Below are 16621 nucleotides of genomic sequence, written 5' to 3' on the forward strand. Positions count from 1 at the left end.
AGGCAGCTGTCACAGTAAGAAAAACAATAACGGATATAGATGAAAGCGTCATTACAGTTAAAATTAGGTCAGTCACTCACTATGACCCCTCAGTTGCAACAAGCAATTCGCTTATTGCAACTATCAACGCTCGACCTGCAACAAGAGATACAAGAAGCACTCGACTCAAATCCGTTACTTGAAGTAGAAGAAAACTTTGAATCAAACGACAAAGCCGACGCATCAACAAGCGAACAAAAATCAGAGGAGTTCAACAACAACGACGATTTTGAAGCGCCATCCGATGCCAGCTCAATAGATACCTCAGAAGCCCTTGATCAAAACAGCGTGTCAGATGAATTACCAACTGACACCACTTGGGACGATTACATATCTTCAGGTCCAGCGGCGCCAGTTTCATCTTCAACTCCTGGCCCAGATAGCGATTTTGTCTATCAAGGTGAAACCACTGAAAATCTACAAGACCATCTAATGTGGCAAGCTAACCTAACGCCATTTTCAGATACCGATCGCGCTATCGCTTTTGCCATTATCGATGCCATTGAAGAAACAGGTTACCTCACACAAGATTGTGAAGACATTCTACAAGCAATGTCAGATCCTGAAATTGAACTAGACGAAGTAGAAGCGGTTTTAAAACGCGTTCAACACTTCGATCCTATCGGCGTAGCAGCACGCACTCCAAGCGAATGTTTGGCTATTCAGCTCAAGCACATGCCAGATGACACCGAATGGCGCGACGAAGCCATTATGCTGGTCGAAAACTACATGGAAATGCTGGCACTACGAGATTACCGCACCTTAGCCCGCAAAACCAAGCTCAAAGAATTACAGCTTGGCAACGCCATCAAGCTAATTCAAACCTTGAACCCGCATCCGGGCACAACGGTTGTTAAAGAAAAAGAAGAATACGTCATCCCAGATGTTTCTGTGAAAAAAGTAAAAGGGCGCTGGAAAGTCGAACTCAATCCAGATTGTATGCCGAAGATTCGCGTCAACGAGCAATATGCGGCGCTGTCTAAAACCAGCAAAACCAGTGGTGACAGCCAGTTTATTCGCGGTCATTTACAAGAAGCAAAATGGTTTATTAAAAGCATCGAAAGCCGCAACGAAACACTGCTAAAAGTAGCCAACTGTATCGTTATGCAGCAACGCGGCTTCTTTGAATATGGCGAAGAAGCCATGAAGCCGCTAGTATTAAATGACGTGGCCGAAGCAGTAGAAATGCACGAATCAACCATTTCTCGTGTCACCACTCAAAAATACATGCACACTCCACGCGGTATTTTTGAACTTAAATACTTCTTCTCTAGTCATGTAAGTACGGAGAATGGTGGCGAATGCTCATCCACCGCCATTCGCGCTATCATCAAAAAACTGGTGGCAGCGGAAAATCCTAAAAAGCCATTGAGCGATAGCAAAATTGTAGATTTGTTAGCGGAACAAGGGATCAAAGTAGCTAGACGTACTATTGCAAAATACCGCGACGCGCTATCTATCCCACCGTCCAATCAAAGAAAGAGCTTGTTGTAAGCTCTATTACGGAGGATACACTTTATGCAAATTAATTTATCTGGTCATCACGTAGAAATTACCGAATCTCTTCACGAATACGTACACAGTAAATTTAGCAAGCTTGAGCGACACTTTGAGCACATCAATAACGTGCACGTCGTTTTGAATGTAGAAAAGCTCCAACAAATAGCCGAAGCAACCCTTCATCTCAACGGCGGTGAAGTCTTCGCTCAGTCATCTCACGAAGATATGTACGCCGCCATCGATTCCATGGTGAGCAAATTAGACCGACAAGTGATCAAACACAAAGAAAAACTACAACGTCACTAATTTACAATTCGATTCTAAAGGCCCATTTTATGGGCCTTTTTAATGTCCAAACCTTCGTCTTGCTTTGCCGCTTTCAGCACTATGATGGGCTCACAATGATAAAAATGTGTAAATATTCATGAATACTCAGCAATACATATCCCCGGTTCACCGTTTTATCATCATCTTTGCTATCGTCTTCGCAGGCGAAATCATTTTCAGCTTACCTTTTCATATTGCGCGATTCTTCAGACCAACGCTGTTAGAAGTATTCGAGCTCTCTAACACCCAGTTAGGCGACATCTTCGGTTTATACGGCATTATGGCAATGATTGCTTATTTCCCCGGCGGCGCAATCGCCGACCGTTTTTCCGCTAAAAACTTAATGACTATTTCACTAGTAGCCACTGCATTAGGTGGCTTCTATCTAATGCAAATACCATCAGTACTAGGATTAACAATACTATTCGGCTATTGGGGCGTAACCACAATACTGCTGTTTTGGGCAGCTATGATAAAGATCACTCGCTTGTGGGGCGGCGAAAACACACAAGGCATCGCCTTTGGGATTCTCGATGGTGGGCGCGGTTTAGTGGCAGCAGCCATGGCTACGGTAAGTGTACTCATCCTTAATTACAATCTACCTAGCGAAGCGGGATTAGTCTCGTTAGCGGACAAACAAGCGGCCTTAGTATACGTTATCGCCTTCTATACAACCTTGACACTGGCAGCGGCGGCGCTGGTATATATCATGATACCCTTTACCCCAGCTACTAGCTCAGAGCATAGAAGTATTAAAAAAACTATTCTCGATGTCATCAAACAGCCAAGTATCATTAGCCAAGCACTGATCGTACTCAGTGCCTACTGCGCTTATAAGAGCATCGATTACTTTGGCCTTTATGCGACTCAGGTGCTGAATATGGATGATGTAGCTTCGGCGCAACTAGTATCTAACGCCTCTTTTGTAAGACCTCTAGTCGCCATTGGCGCAGGTTTGTTAGCCGACCGATTACAGCCAAGTAAACTCATCAGCATTATATTTGCACTGGCAATCGCCGCTTACTTAAGTTTCATTCCATTAGGCGAGTCTTGGTTACTGCAAGCTAATATCTTCATTACCTTCGTTTTAGTATTTGCCGTTCGCGCCGTCTACTTCGCACTTTTAGCAGAATCTAAAATCAGCGGCGCCATCACAGGCACAGCAGTGGGGATCATCTCAGTGGTGGGCTACACGCCAGATATTTTCTTCGCACCTATCGCTGGACGCATTCTAGATGCATCCCCAGGCACAGCAGGATTCAACCAATTGTTTATAGTGATGGCAGCGATATCTGTAATAGGTTTAGTAAGCTCACTGTTTTTAAGTAAGACGACCTGTAACGGAAATTCTCAATAGAACATCATTTTTAATGACTTTATCTTTGTTCCTCTTAGCGCAAGAATCACTGCGCTATCTGAAATTTGGTGTTGCTCCTTTATAGAAGCAACAACAAATTTCAGTTGTAAGAATAATATGATCTTTCATTAAACAGCATTCGTATTCATGACTTAACCACCTTAAATAAGGAGAGCGTTATGACTCACGAACCTACCATCATAGGCATTGCTGACGGTACGCACTATTTAGTTGGCTCCACCGACAATCAAGGAAACTTCTCAGCCCTGCCTAGTCTTAGCGAAGTAGCTATTTGCCAATCACTTAGCGATGCGAAACAACTATTGCGTCAGCATGACGTTCAATCGGCAACCTTGAGCTTGCAGACCGCTTACGACGAAATGTGCGGTTTATCATCGCCAGCAGCAACAAACGAAACTATCTGGTTGTAGCAACGCAATGGCGCTTCATAATTATTTAAAAGTATTCAATAAAATACTCGAACATGGTGTCGAGCGCGATGGTAAATATCACTATCGCCAACTCAGTGCGTGGCATGATTTTGATGGTTATACCTGCTTTCTTAGTTATAAAACGCTAACTATGACCATCTACTTTCACAACAAGTACACCATTGAATCGTCAGATCGCATCGCTAGAAGCGAGTTTGAAAATTTAATCAGAAAAATCGCTCGCGATTAACAAACCAATGAGTGGTGACATGATGAAAACAGTAATCACTATAATCGGACTAGCGTTAATGACCTACAACCCTTCACTCGCTAAAAAAACAAGCAGTACGCCAACTCAACTAGCATTCAATAGCGCTAACTGGCGTATCACCAACGACGGTGTCATGGGAGGACTTTCTCAAGGAAATGTCGTTAAAGTAAATGGTGACATTGTATTCACAGGCCAAATCTCTACCGAAAATAACGGCGGTTTTAGCAGTACTTACACAGCGCTGCCGCCACTTAAGGAAGGTATTGAGACTGTTAACATTACTGTGACTGGCGACGGCAATGACTATCAGCTTAGATTTCGCAGCCTGTTTCGCGGCTATTTAATTGGTTATAAACTAGAGTTTCCAACTAAGGCTAATCAAACCATCAGCCATCAACTCTCATTACGAGACGCCCAAGCAACGTTTCGCGGGCGACTTATAAGCAACGCGCCAACATTGAGCAGTGATTCAATTCGCGATATCGGCGTATTAATTTCAAGTAAAACTCCCACCCCTTTTCACATAACACTGCACAACATTAGCTTTAGCGAGTAACTATGAACAAAGTTAGCCCTAAAAGCCTGCTCCACAGTAAATGGACCAAGGTAAATATCACAAACAAAGAAAAACACTTCGCTATCATTCAAGTGGACTACGACGAAGAACAGCGCGTTGAGCAGTGCATCATCCAAGCTGTCATCAACAACAACGAATACGCCATCAACTGGCGCGATCTAAAAGATCCCAAACAATGGAAATTAGGTTGGCAGTAACTCTCATTGCTAGCCATTACCACTCAATAGTTTTCCCTTGCCAATCGAGATAACTCAGCAAGCCATCGAGCTTGCTGCGCTCGACAATATCCACCAGCTGTTTCGCGACAAATTCAGCGCTAAACAGCTTTTCTGGCGCGACATTATGGGAAAATGGCTTTGATAGCGGAGAATCCGTAGTACCGGGATGAAAAGAAATCAACTTAACATTTTTAGCGCGGCGGCCAAGCTCTATTGCTGCTGATTTTAATAACATATTAAGCGCTGCTTTTGATGCGCGATAGCTATACCAACCACCTAATCCATTATCACCAATGCTGCCAACCCGGGCTGAGAAAAACGTCATCACACAACGATACTTAGAATTTACCAAAGGCAATAGATATTTAAGCCACAACATCGGCGTAGTGGTATTGGCTCCAATAACGTCATTAAACGCTTTAGACGAAAAATCTTCCAAGCGCTTTTCAGGAAAAACATCATCGTTGTGTAAGACACCATGACAAATAAATACTCGTCCAATGATCACGTCATCTTTGAGTTTCGCAATCTTACGGGTTGCCGCTTCAATCGAGCTTTCTTGATAATCAGCAATATCAATACAATGAACGCCATTGAACTTAGCTTGCTCATAATGGCTTGTATTGCGACTTATCACGATAAGACGCTCGTCTGCACTGAAATATTCACAAGCCAGCGCTTTAGCGATTTCGCTGTTAGCGCCGATGATTAGTGTTGCGCTCTTTTGCATAACACACACCTCCGTCACAATGCGCTTGCCCCAAACCAAAACGGCGATGTAGAAAGCTTGAGATAGTCTGACGATGCTTCGCCACCTGCAGATATATACGATGAGATACGGGTTTGATTATCGGCCACAGCAGTGGCGCTACCCAAAATCCCAATCCAACTAACTGCCAAGCGCGATGAGTCACATCTAGCGCCTTTAGTATTTGTCCTTGATAGACACCGTGCAACACCGCCATCGCCTCGGCTTTTGTCACTTGCTCAAAACGCTCAAAGTCTCTGCTGTGAATGTTAATCAAGCGAATCAAATTATTGTTATCACGGGCGCGCAGTTTATCCATTTCCATACAACACAACGGACATTCTCCATCATAAAAGATGGTTAATTTTTCCCTCACTTTGCTATCTCCTGTGCAAGTACGGCGCGCAAATTATTCAGCGGCTCAACGGCGAATCCGCGATCGTAAAAATAAATCACCTTACCAGCACTATCTAACAGCAGCACCCGAGCATTGTTAGGGTTAGTATTGCCTGTAAACTCCTGAACGGCTGCGCCATCTTTATAAACCGTCACCACACCGCCCCACAACTCCTTTGGAATACCAGCGCGCATGCCATTGTCGATAACGGTACTGAACATACGAGGAAACATTCCAGCAATGGTAGGAATTTCATAGACTGCCACTTGAGTCTGCGTCATATCTAAACCGATAAGCCAGCGGTCGATATCAAATTGTGAGTCTTGAACATAACCGACAAGCAGCAAGGTTGGCTCACCAGAAAAATCTTGTGGAATCAGCACCGCTTTTTGAGAAAGACTTTCGCCAGATACACTTGGAAAGGCAAGTCCTGTCACATCTTGGTTGGGAAACACAGTGCTACAAGCAGAAACAGTCAGTACCAGCAACATTGCAAAAATTGCACGCATAATAAATCTCTTTGATTAGGGATAGATTTACATACGCAGTCCCAAACAGTACCGATCATCCAAAAACAAAAAACCTCGCCGCAGCGAGGTTTTGAATAAGCAATTTGATTAAGCCAAGAAGTTTACAAGTCGCGAGCGATATTCACTAAGGCTTCACTATTTAGTTCACTAATGCTCTTAGCACCAGTGAGTGTCATCGCAACGCGCATTTCTTTTTCAATTAAGTCCAACACGTTATACACACCGCGTTCACCGTCAGCTGCTAATGCGTAAACAAAGGCACGGCCTAGCATGGTGCAATCTGCGCCCAATGCAATCATTCTCACCACATCCAAGCCTGTGCGAATGCCTGAATCAACTAAGATTTTTAAATCACCTTTTACGGCATCGGCAATCGGTGGTAGCGCCTTAGCGGTGGAGAGCACGCCATCAAGCTGACGTCCGCCATGGTTAGATACCACGATGCCATCTGCACCAAAACGCACAGCGTCTTGGGCATCTTCTTTATCTAAAATACCTTTGATGATCATTGGACCATCCCAAAAATCGCGGATCCATTCGAGATCTTTCCACGAAATTGAAGGATCGAAGTTATTACCAAGCCAGCCAATGTAATCTTCAAGCTTGGTTGGTTCACCGCGATAGGTAGAAATGTTGCCTAAATCGTGCGGTTTACCCATCACGCCAACATCCCACGCCCAGCGTGGATGCATAGTTGATTGCAACACACGACGAAATGCCGCATTAGGGCCACTCATTCCCGAGTGAGCATCGCGGTGACGCGCACCAGGCACAGGCATATCAACAGTAAAGACCAGCGTCTTCACTCCCGTAGCTTTAGCGCGCTCAAGCACATTGCGCATAAAACCGCGATCTTTTAACACATATAGCTGAAACCACATCGGACGAGAAATCGCAGGAACCACCTCTTCAATCGGACACACAGAAACTGTCGACATGGTAAATGGAACGCCTTTGCGCTCTGCCGCTTTCGCCGCCTGAACTTCACCACGGCGAGCGTACATGCCCGTTAAACCGACTGGCGCCAATGCGATTGGCAAACCAAGTTTTTCATCGAACAACTCAGTGTCGAGACTTAAATCAGACATATTACGCAGCACGCGCTGACGCAGCGCAACATCGGCTAAGTCATCGCTATTGCGACGCAGCGTTTGCTCGTCGTACGAACCACCATCAATATAGTGAAACAAAAACGGCGGTAACTTCGCCTTAGCCGCTGCGCGGTAATCATTCGATGCTGAAATAATCATAAACTTTACTCAACCTTTATTGCCCGTATCACCGTTTTTATAAGAATAAACACAGGAATTAATTGCTTGACTCAAACCATATCTCAGCCGCTTATTTTAAATAAATAGAAACAATGAAAATAACTACTTCCAAAAATAACACAATATAAATAAAGAACAGCTAAAACAGTTAATTAAATTAAAATGCAAAATATAATAATCAACGATAGTAAGAAAATAAGACTAAAAAAGATACTCAAACGAGCTCGACCTTGGTCTAGCGGTGTCTAATAAAGACATCACACAATGCTGTTAAAATTCGTTACAACTTTATGATTTTTAAACATACAAATCTTTATTACTCTGATGGTAATTCATACAAAAACTATAAAAACAATGAAAAAACATATCGCCCTCGCAGCCTTGGTAACGATTTTCACGCTTTATTTCACCTCGCAAGCCACAGCCAATACATCCCAACCGATTCCTAAGAGTCTCAATGAGAACTTCGGCGAAATACACTACATTTCATCAAAGATACTCGACGAGAATAGAGAGTTACTCATCCACCTCCCTGATTCCTACTCTTCTTCGACTATTTCTTACCCTGTGTTACTCGTTCTCGATGGCGACAGCCACTTTAAACATGCAGTGTTGGCGAGTGACATGTTACAAGCAAGTGGAAAGATTCCAGAATTAATAGTTGTAGGCATTCCAAATAATACCGGGCAAAGAATGCGTGATGCCTATGATGCATCAGACAAGTTCCTCGCATTTATCACCGAAGAAGCTGTGCCATATTTAAAAAATAAATTCCGTGCATTAGATATCAATACACTTTTCGGGCATTCCGCGATGGGGACTGTAACTCTAACAACGAAACTGACTACACCTCAGACTTTTGAAAATTTGATAGCGTCTAGCGCCGCTCTAGGTGATTCAGACAAAGAATTAATCGCAAAGCTAGCTAATACAATAAAATCCGCGCCATCCAACGCTATTTATTTTTCTGTTGGTCAAGCAGAACGGGAAGGTAAGGGCTTTTCAGACAGTGCCCATGAATTGGCTAAAAGACTCAACTCTAGTAACGCCCTAAATTGGACATTTGAACAGCATCCTAGACACAATCATACTTCCGCAGCTTATATAGCTCTTTATCAAGGATTGGCCTATGTTCATCAAGATTACGAAGGACCAGCATTAAAGACTTATCAAGAATTCAAAACGTTTGGTGGTCTTGATGCCCTTAACAAGTTTTACCAGCAACGCGGTAAAAAGTACGGCGACAACTCACAGATCCCAATTCACGTGATCACAGGCTTAGCCTTTGCGTTTTACGGAGAAAATAAAATAGATCGAGGAATCGAGTTACTGAATAAAACGGTCGCCAATTATCGTGATGCATCACGAATTTATGGAGCACTAGGCTTTTTATACGAACAGGAGAAAGATACTAAAGCAGCCAAATCTTCATATCAAAAAGCACTCGACGCAGTTATTAAAAACAACGGGAAAGCAGACTCTAAGGCCTATTACCAAAGTAAGGTTGAGCAATTAACAACGCAAATAGGTAATAACTGATTAAAACATTCTAGAGAGAATTCATGAAAAATCGACTGTGGGGATCAAGCTGATAATCACCAAAAGGGCCACATTCGCGAAAGCCGTGTTTCTCATACATCGCAATCGCGGGTAAAAAGGCGTCATGGCTGCCAGTTTCTAGATACAAAAATTTGTAGCCGCGTGTAGTTGCCGACTCAATAATCGCAGACAAAATACGCTGCGCAACACCTTGGCGCAAAAATGCTGGATGAGTTTTCATTGACTTAATTTCTCCGCTATTGTCCGTTAAAGATTTCAATGCGCCACATCCCGCGAGCTTACCGTTTGATTTCGCGCTCCAAAATGTCATGGACTTATCGCGTAGCTTATCCATATCTAACGCATGAATGCTCTCTGCAGGAGAGTACTTTTGCATTTCACGTAAATGCATCGTTAGTAACTCGGCAATAGCGCCATCACTTAAATCATCAACTTCAATGCTAAAATCCATTAAGAGCCTCGTGTCTCATCAATACGATCAATCAACGCTAAAATGTCTCTATTCTTCTTAAATGCCCATAAAGAAGTTACCGGAGTGAATGATATCTCTTGGCCAAAATCTATCTTCTTGCGCAAACTCAAGGTCACCCGCTGCGGGTTGCTCATGACCTGATAACTAACATTTTTAATATCTTTCAACGCAACGCGAATATCTCGTCCCTTATTGCGAACAATCAAGCTATCACCAGCGTCAAAAACCTCATCCATCAAATCAAAGATCAAAGCCTTCATTACCACATAGCCGACAATCATAAACATTAAAGGCGCCCCCATGAACATCCAATCAATGGGATTCTCGAGTGATCCCCAGATACCGATGGCGAGCATACCAACACAGAGACCAAGCCAAATTATTGGAAAAAATACTTTATTAAAGAAGGTACTGCGTGAAGAGATTTTTTTCATATGACGTAATATTCCATTAAAAACGAAAACGATGATAACTCATTAAAAACAAAAACTTAATGGATAAATCACGAAGAAACTGACTTACCTTTACTCGATAGTGCCCACACATTGCCTAGCAGCATAATAAGCGCGCCTACAATCAGCGACAACTCAAAGGCTTCGTTGTACAACAACACGCCCACAACGCCAATGGCAGGCAAGCGTAAGAAGTCTATAATCATCACCAGAGTTACTTCGGTTGTCGCCATGGCCTTAGCCAAACAAAAATGCGCACTCAGTGCCGTAATTCCAATAAGCGTGAGCCACATCCATTCAACACTCGTCGGCCATTGCCAATTGTCTAACGAAAATAAAAATACGACGGGAAGCTGCATCACACACATCATATATAGAATCGTCAGCGGATGCTCAGTACTAGCAAGTGACTTCGTGGCGACATGAGAAACCGCGTAACAAACTGCCACACCAAGCACAATCAACGATGCCATATCGACTGCATCAGTCGACGGCTTAACGATAATCAGCACACCGATTAATCCCAACACAATAGATAACGCTTTCTTGCCCGTCAGCCGCTCCCCTAAAGACACCGCCGCAATTAACGCTGTCCATAACGGAACCGTGAATTCCAACGCAAACACCTGCGCCAATGGCAGTAGCGCAATGCCGACAAACCAGCCGTATTGACCAATCAAATGAATACTATTGCGCGCCGCATGAAGTTTCAGTCTGTTGGTGGTAAATAACGTGAAGTCCTTAGTGGCCATAATGAGCACAGTCACTATCGCCAAGCCGATTAAGCCGCGAAAAAATAGCACCTGAAAAGTACTCAATTCCCCTGTTAACTCCCGCGCGCCAATCGCCAATAAGCAAAAGGACAGCACAGTGCCAAACATCCAACCAACCGACTGTAAAATAACGTATTCCTCAATTCATCAAACTCACTATCAGCACTATAACCACTACCGTAATAAGTGCAATGACAGTCCGACGAATGTCGATAATAAACAAATGATTCAATTAACAACGCTAATCGACTCAAAATATGAGTCGATTAGAGCGCTAAGTAAAATAAAAAGGGACAGTCACCTTTTAATTTATGAATAATTTTAGCAATCTGAAGCTAGCCCATTAAAAATTCGTAACGATACTCCTGTGACTTTCTTACAGACATAAAAAAAACTCGTCTAAGCGAAGTTTAAATATTCACCAAATGGTATCAATTGAGAGCGCAGAATTGTCTGTCTGCGACTTTCTTACAGGCATAAAAAAACCAACTTTCGTTGGTTTATTTATTCACGAAATGGTACCGGTAGGCGGACTTGAACCGCCACGCCCGAAGGCAACGGATTTTGAATCCGTCATGTCTACCAATTCCATCACACCGGCATTTCATGTGGCTATTTAGCGGGGTTGTTGCTAAATAAGTGTCTGGCATTATACCTAGGCTTGCTATGTTGGCAAGCCTGATTTTGGCCAAATAGTGTTAATTGTTGGTCACTTGCGTTTATTCGTTTAAATAACCAACAATTGATTTATCTGCGACGTCGACGGCGGCGGCGTTTCGGTTGATCGTCGTATGACGCCACCATTTCCTCTTCTAGCTGATCGCTGATGGCATCAGAATCTTCAACACTCTCGTCGACACGGCGGCCAATGCTGCCATCATCGACGTATTTACCTTTGAGAATATAGTCAAAGTCACCTTCTGTACCTGTGGCATGAGCTGGTGATTCGTAAGACTGCGGCGTATCTTCATCAATCGTCATTGATTGAATTTTCGCGGCAATGGCCAAGTCTTCGGCGGTAATGTCTTCGCTAAATTCAACACGTGATATTTGCTTTGGCGCAGGCTGACTATAACTAGGTTCAGGCGCGATGCTTTCGACCTGTTCAGACAGTGACGCCGCAGCACGGCTGGCTTGTGGACTCGCTACTGCATCAGGCTTTTTCACGACTCGTTCAACGATTGGGCCTGTTGTAGTTTCAGCTTCAACAGCGGGTAAAGACTCATCTTCAATAGAGAAACTATCAGACTCGGTAATGGAAACACTTGGCTCTTCTAAAACTTGTTTTTCTGAATCGAGTTCCTTCGAAACAGGCTCTTTTAAAACCGATTCTTTAGAAATCGCTGGTGCTTGCTCAGTAACAATAGGTTCTAAAATCACATCTTCATCAGCGACTGTTTCGCTGACAACAGTTTCATTCACAACTGGCTCTGGCTTAGCAACTAAGGGCTCTGGCGTCGCGGACACTTGAACATCCTCAACAACAGGTTGCGCTGGTGCAACAGTTGGTGGCGTTACAGCTTGTGCTTCCTGCACCTCAGGTGACTTTTTTGGCGTTAAGGCCTCTCCACCCGTCGATACATTTTTGAATTGCTCTACCGTTTGTGCAAACGCTTTCTTATCGCTGGCTGCATTTTGGGTGAAGTTCTGAAGATTTGCTTTTAGACGAGCGTATTGCTGCTCGATGCTATTAAGCGTTTCTTGCACGTCTAAATTACAGTTACGCGTGAGCTCTTTGTAATACTCTACTTCAGATTCAAACTCAGATAATGCGTTAATCGCATTAATGATTTTGCCATCTAGGGTACTTAGATTTTCTACCAGCGCTTTTTCTTTAGTGATGAACTGTTCGATAAGTTCTTTAGGAACTGTGCTGGGTGCTTTTGGCGCTTTGATGATATTGGCAAATTCAGCAATGTAGGTTACTGGCATCCAATGGGTATAAGACGGTCGCCATGCGTAAGCCGTCGGATTGTTAGCGACATACTGCATTGCTTCTTCGCCGCTAAGTGGTTGAGTTGTCTGGTCATTACAGCTAAAAATCCAAGATTTCATAGCGTTCTCACTGTTCTTATTATTCTTATCCATAGAAACTATTGAGTACAACACAATTAAAACAATAGCGAGATGATTGGCAGGCATCTTATCAGCTAAAAGTATTAAATTGTACTCTATATTTCGAATATCCTTATTCCGTAAAATCAATACAAATTCATTTGCTTTTGGTAAACTAGCGCCACGCTAAAAAGAGATTCCACATCAATGAAAAAATCGAAGAAAAAGACCAAGGCTCAACCTGAAGAACAAGTTCAAGCACAACCAGCTCGCGAGAATCATGCCGACTTTCTACGTGCTAGTTTTACCCGTCGTTTAGGCGCGCTCATGTACGACTCGTTAGTAGCCATGGCGGTGTATGCGGTAGCCCATTTTATTGGTTTTATTGTTGTTGCCCTATTAGCGCAGGTAAATCCGAGTTTCTGTAGCGACAATACTGATATTCAACGCTGTGTTATCACCAGTGATGTGTACTCGGGTTACTTAATCTTTGCTGTGTGTTTCTTCTTTATTTGGTTTTGGACGCACGGCGGTCAAACCCTTGGCATGCGTGCGTGGCGCTTAAAGGTTCAACGTATGAACGGCGCTTCAATTACCACCTTGCAAGCGGTTATTCGCTTGTGTACTGGTTTTTTCGGTTTAGGCAACATCTGGTTATTATCAAAAAATAGCGAAGGCATGAGCTTGCAAGATCGCATGTCAGGCTCTGAAATTGTAGTGCTTAGTCCTGAGGCTAATAAGATTAAGAACTGGCGTCAGCTATAAGCTGAGACTACTCTCGGGAAAGGCGACTTATGAGTCGCCTTTCTTTTCTATAAACAACACGATTTCTCCCACTTTAAAACCAAACTTCAAGATATCGGTTTTATTAAATAAGCGTTTGTCATCGAGTAAATACATCCAATCATCCAGCGTCACTTGATAGTCGGTGCCATCAACGTTTATTGTCATGTCATACTGCCAATAAAGCGCTGATCCTGATGTTTCGCCAGTAGCAATACCAATCACGTCCCCTGCTTCACCTTGATATTGATTCGGTGCGGTTTTAGTCAGACGCCAAACGCGTGTTGATTGCTCGCCGTCGTCAAAATAAAATACTTCATCGATAACACCTTTGTCAGCCTCCCAAGACGCTACTAAATCAGCTCTAAAACGGCGCGTCAGTTTACCACCGCGATCGAGCACCATGCCGTAGGCGGTCAGCTCACCATTGAAGAATTCTTCTAAATTTAATTGCGGCGTGGTTTGCTGATAATCCGATAACGAAGGACTTGAACAACCAATAATACTCCATGCGATAACAGTGGCTAAAAAATTACGCATTAACTTCATGAGGATGCTCCTAACAATTTGCGACGAAATTTAGGCCGCGAGGTGTTTTCTGATAACCAAATGGCCAGAAATGCCGGGCCAAATTCCGGATTAGTAATCTCGCCGATTGGCTTTATCTCACCGCCTTTAGGCTTAAAATAAAACTGAGAACGACGCTGTTTATCGACGTATAGCACTATGCTGTCACCATCGGTAACATTTGGAAAAATCGGTTGTAACAAGGTTATCCAAGGCGCGCGTTGCGCCTTATCAATCTTAAGGTGCTGCCATTGCTCGTCTGTTGCAGTAACGAGATCTTCACCGTCGATATCGCGCAAGTAAGTTATTTTGAGGGCTTGTGGGTAAACGTTTTGCTGATAGCCATCGTTTACCGTGAAAAACTCAGCGCTATACACCTTCCAAAACATGACTTTCATGGTGCCTTGGCCAAGCTTGGTCAATTGCTGCAATTTCTGTTCAATGCTTATTTTGGATGTCGACGATGAATCTTTTTCCAGTGATTGATTTGCTATTACAATTGATGAGAACAAGAAGCTCACAACCAATAAAAGACTACGCATAACCTTGTTTCTCCTTACGATGAGTATCTATAAGTCGTTGGCGAAGCACACACAGCGCTGGCAACAAACCGCACCAAATAATAGCTTCGATCATTGTAAAAACAGTTAGCGTTAATGGGGTTGAAATAGCACCTAATTCTATCGCCGCCAAATAACTAGTCGCTCCCAACACGCCGCCCAAGATGGCCACTTGCCACAGCTTGATATTACTAAGCCAAGACAGGCTATGGTTTAAGCTCCACGTAAGAATGATCCACAGTAAAACAAGCCATATGGGAATCATCGACTGCTTAACGTCAATCACGCCAAAACTAATCAGCAACTGATCTACTACAATGCCGATTAGCGCTAATGGCAAAAGCTTCAAGTCATCTAATTTAGTGGGAGACAGCGCAAGGTGGAGAATGAGCGTAGCACTCATAATGAGTACTGCACGTTGGCTAAATAGCGCGGCGCTCCACCAGCAAAGCTGAAATAATGCGGCGTTAATAATCCAAAACAGTCGCATCGTGGTTGTCTTTGTATTGCGGCTTGCGAGCAACGATATGATGGGTGCTAATGACGCGCTCGATAAAGGCGCCTTCGCAATAACACAGGTAGTAATGCCACAGGCGCTTAAAGGTATCGTCGTAACCGAACTCAGTAATATCAGCCCAGTTTTCATCGAATTTGTGACGCCAATCGAACAAGGTTCTGGCGTAGTGCAAACCAATATCTTGCACGTTATCAATCATCATATCTGTCGTGTCTGCAATATGCTGACTCATTACCGCCATCGACGGTAGACAGCCACCAGGGAAGATGTACTTATTGATAAAGTCCACTGATTTACGGTAAGTATCATAACGTTGATCGGCAATGGTTATCGCTTGGAGCAGCATCTTACCGTCCGGTTTTAATAAGCTAGAACACTTATTGAAAAACTGTCCTAAGAACTCATGACCAACGGCTTCAATCATTTCAATAGACACTAACTTGTCGTACTCGCCTTCAAGCTCGCGATAATCTTTTTTGAGTAAAGTGATTTGTTTGCTAAGTCCTTGCGCTGCAATTTTCTCACGAGCATAGGCGTGTTGAGCGTCAGAAATAGTAGTTGTTGTTACCTTACAACCGTAATTTTGTGCCGCGTAAATAGCTAAACCGCCCCAACCTGTGCCAATTTCAACTAGGTGATCACTTGGCTTGAGATCGAGTTTATCGCAAATGAGTTTTAGCTTGGCTTGTTGTGCCTCTGACAACGAGATATCACCATCATAATAAGCACAGGAATACATCATCTTTTCATCGAGAAAACGAGTGTAGAGTTCGTTACCTAAATCGTAGTGCGCCAAAATATTACGCTTAGAGCCTTCTTGAGTATTGCGATTGCTAAAGCTCAACAACTTCTTCTGTAGCTTATTGAGAATGCTACTATTTCTTTCTAACTCATCCACTAATTTTTGGCTGCGAGCGAATACTTGAATAAGTTTGGTTAAATCAGGACTATCCCATTTCTTATCGATGTAAGCTTGCGCAGCTCCTAAGCTACCGCCCGTCACAAAATCGCTGTAAACGCTACTATCGTTGATACGCAACTCACCAGCTAACTCACTTTCAATATTGCCAAGTTCAACACGCTGACTACCTTCAACAACAGTGATTTTGGCATCGGTAAGTTGTGCTAATAAATCAAAAATACCTTGGCGATATTTGTTGTCTAACCAGCTCAATTTGTCGCTTGGTGCTTTACCTGCTGTTTGCGTTTGTTGCAT

Annotated in this window: 21 protein-coding genes and 1 tRNA gene; 9 read left to right on the forward strand and 13 right to left on the reverse strand. The window is 43.3% G+C overall.

Features of this window, described 5'->3' with window-relative positions; genetic code table 11:
- The first annotated feature begins 39 nt into the window (after nt 1-39).
- From MHM98_RS08380 to MHM98_RS08410, 7 genes are all read left to right on the forward strand, one after another.
- Nucleotides 40-1533, forward strand: a complete 1494-nt coding sequence (locus MHM98_RS08380; protein ID WP_239438802.1) for an RNA polymerase factor sigma-54 — start codon at nt 40-42, stop codon at nt 1531-1533.
- A gap of 24 nt (nt 1534-1557) precedes the next feature.
- On the forward strand, nt 1558-1845 hold the full coding sequence (gene hpf, locus MHM98_RS08385) for a ribosome hibernation promoting factor (protein WP_239438803.1): 288 nt from the start codon (nt 1558-1560) through the stop codon (nt 1843-1845).
- A gap of 118 nt (nt 1846-1963) precedes the next feature.
- Nucleotides 1964-3223, forward strand: coding sequence for an MFS transporter (locus MHM98_RS08390; protein ID WP_239438804.1), 1260 nt, complete (start codon nt 1964-1966; stop codon nt 3221-3223).
- A gap of 179 nt (nt 3224-3402) precedes the next feature.
- Nucleotides 3403-3654: a DUF6482 family protein gene (locus MHM98_RS08395; RefSeq protein ID WP_239438805.1), complete on the forward strand. Its 252-nt coding sequence runs from the start codon at nt 3403-3405 to the stop codon at nt 3652-3654.
- A gap of 7 nt (nt 3655-3661) precedes the next feature.
- The gene (locus MHM98_RS08400; RefSeq protein ID WP_239438806.1) at nt 3662-3904 is read left to right on the forward strand and encodes a DUF3081 family protein; all 243 of its coding nucleotides are present in this window, start codon (nt 3662-3664) and stop codon (nt 3902-3904) included.
- Between the two features lie 19 nt (nt 3905-3923).
- Entirely contained in the window at nt 3924-4481 is a 558-nt protein-coding gene (locus tag MHM98_RS08405; RefSeq protein WP_239438807.1) for a CIA30 family protein, read from the forward strand.
- A 2-nt stretch (nt 4482-4483) separates the two neighbouring features.
- Nucleotides 4484-4699: a TIGR02450 family Trp-rich protein gene (locus tag MHM98_RS08410; protein WP_239438808.1), complete on the forward strand. Its 216-nt coding sequence runs from the start codon at nt 4484-4486 to the stop codon at nt 4697-4699.
- Nucleotides 4700-4715: 16 nt separating this feature from the next.
- Here MHM98_RS08410 and MHM98_RS08415 read toward each other — a convergent pair whose 3' ends face one another.
- The 4 genes from MHM98_RS08415 to lldD all read right to left on the reverse strand — a co-directional run bounded on the left by MHM98_RS08415 (nt 4716) and on the right by lldD (nt 7645).
- The gene (locus tag MHM98_RS08415; protein ID WP_239438809.1) at nt 4716-5450 is read right to left on the reverse strand and encodes an SDR family NAD(P)-dependent oxidoreductase; all 735 of its coding nucleotides are present in this window, start codon (nt 5448-5450) and stop codon (nt 4716-4718) included.
- Nucleotides 5416-5844 carry a DUF393 domain-containing protein gene (locus MHM98_RS08420; protein WP_239438810.1) on the reverse strand — a complete coding sequence of 143 codons (429 nt, stop codon included), beginning with the start codon at nt 5842-5844 and terminating at the stop codon, nt 5416-5418. The genes MHM98_RS08415 and MHM98_RS08420 overlap by 35 nt, the downstream gene beginning before the upstream one ends.
- Nucleotides 5841-6377 carry a hypothetical protein gene (locus MHM98_RS08425; RefSeq protein ID WP_239438920.1) on the reverse strand — a complete coding sequence of 179 codons (537 nt, stop codon included), beginning with the start codon at nt 6375-6377 and terminating at the stop codon, nt 5841-5843. The genes MHM98_RS08420 and MHM98_RS08425 overlap by 4 nt, the downstream gene beginning before the upstream one ends.
- Before the next feature lie 119 nt (nt 6378-6496).
- The gene (gene lldD, locus MHM98_RS08430) at nt 6497-7645 is read right to left on the reverse strand and encodes an FMN-dependent L-lactate dehydrogenase LldD (RefSeq protein WP_239438811.1); all 1149 of its coding nucleotides are present in this window, start codon (nt 7643-7645) and stop codon (nt 6497-6499) included.
- 375 nt (nt 7646-8020) lie between these two features.
- On the opposite strand from lldD, the gene MHM98_RS08435 reads away from it, so the two are divergent.
- The gene (locus MHM98_RS08435) at nt 8021-9205 is read left to right on the forward strand and encodes an alpha/beta hydrolase-fold protein (protein WP_239438812.1); all 1185 of its coding nucleotides are present in this window, start codon (nt 8021-8023) and stop codon (nt 9203-9205) included.
- Nucleotides 9206-9215: 10 nt separating this feature from the next.
- Here MHM98_RS08435 and MHM98_RS08440 read toward each other — a convergent pair whose 3' ends face one another.
- From MHM98_RS08440 to MHM98_RS08460, 5 genes are all read right to left on the reverse strand, one after another.
- The gene (locus tag MHM98_RS08440) at nt 9216-9677 is read right to left on the reverse strand and encodes a GNAT family N-acetyltransferase (RefSeq protein WP_239438813.1); all 462 of its coding nucleotides are present in this window, start codon (nt 9675-9677) and stop codon (nt 9216-9218) included.
- Entirely contained in the window at nt 9677-10132 is a 456-nt protein-coding gene (locus MHM98_RS08445; RefSeq protein WP_239438814.1) for a hypothetical protein, read from the reverse strand. Before MHM98_RS08445 ends, MHM98_RS08440 begins: the two co-directional genes overlap by 1 nt.
- A gap of 68 nt (nt 10133-10200) precedes the next feature.
- A complete protein-coding gene (locus tag MHM98_RS08450; RefSeq protein ID WP_239438815.1) occupies nt 10201-11031 on the reverse strand; it encodes a DMT family transporter in 831 nt (276 codons plus the stop codon).
- A gap of 408 nt (nt 11032-11439) precedes the next feature.
- Nucleotides 11440-11524 (reverse strand) — tRNA-Leu (locus MHM98_RS08455).
- 146 nt (nt 11525-11670) lie between these two features.
- Nucleotides 11671-12978 carry a hypothetical protein gene (locus MHM98_RS08460; protein ID WP_239438816.1) on the reverse strand — a complete coding sequence of 436 codons (1308 nt, stop codon included), beginning with the start codon at nt 12976-12978 and terminating at the stop codon, nt 11671-11673.
- Between the two features lie 207 nt (nt 12979-13185).
- Between MHM98_RS08460 and MHM98_RS08465 the strand changes: the two genes are divergently transcribed.
- Complete coding sequence (locus tag MHM98_RS08465; RefSeq protein ID WP_239438817.1) at nt 13186-13743, forward strand: RDD family protein; 558 nt, start codon at nt 13186-13188, stop codon at nt 13741-13743.
- Between the two features lie 27 nt (nt 13744-13770).
- Here the strand turns inward: MHM98_RS08465 and MHM98_RS08470 are convergent, their stop codons facing one another.
- From MHM98_RS08470 to MHM98_RS08485, 4 genes are read right to left on the reverse strand one after another with little or no spacing between them, the layout of a single operon-like run.
- Entirely contained in the window at nt 13771-14301 is a 531-nt protein-coding gene (locus tag MHM98_RS08470; RefSeq protein WP_239438921.1) for a DUF3833 domain-containing protein, read from the reverse strand.
- 5 nt (nt 14302-14306) lie between these two features.
- The gene (locus MHM98_RS08475) at nt 14307-14870 is read right to left on the reverse strand and encodes a chalcone isomerase family protein (RefSeq protein ID WP_239438818.1); all 564 of its coding nucleotides are present in this window, start codon (nt 14868-14870) and stop codon (nt 14307-14309) included.
- On the reverse strand, nt 14863-15378 hold the full coding sequence (locus MHM98_RS08480) for a DUF2878 domain-containing protein (RefSeq protein ID WP_239438819.1): 516 nt from the start codon (nt 15376-15378) through the stop codon (nt 14863-14865). Before MHM98_RS08480 ends, MHM98_RS08475 begins: the two co-directional genes overlap by 8 nt.
- Nucleotides 15356-16621, reverse strand: coding sequence for a cyclopropane-fatty-acyl-phospholipid synthase family protein (locus MHM98_RS08485; protein WP_239438820.1), 1266 nt, complete (start codon nt 16619-16621; stop codon nt 15356-15358). Before MHM98_RS08485 ends, MHM98_RS08480 begins: the two co-directional genes overlap by 23 nt.

The organism is Psychrobium sp. MM17-31 (assembly GCF_022347785.1).
GTDB lineage: Bacteria > Pseudomonadota > Gammaproteobacteria > Enterobacterales > Psychrobiaceae > Psychrobium.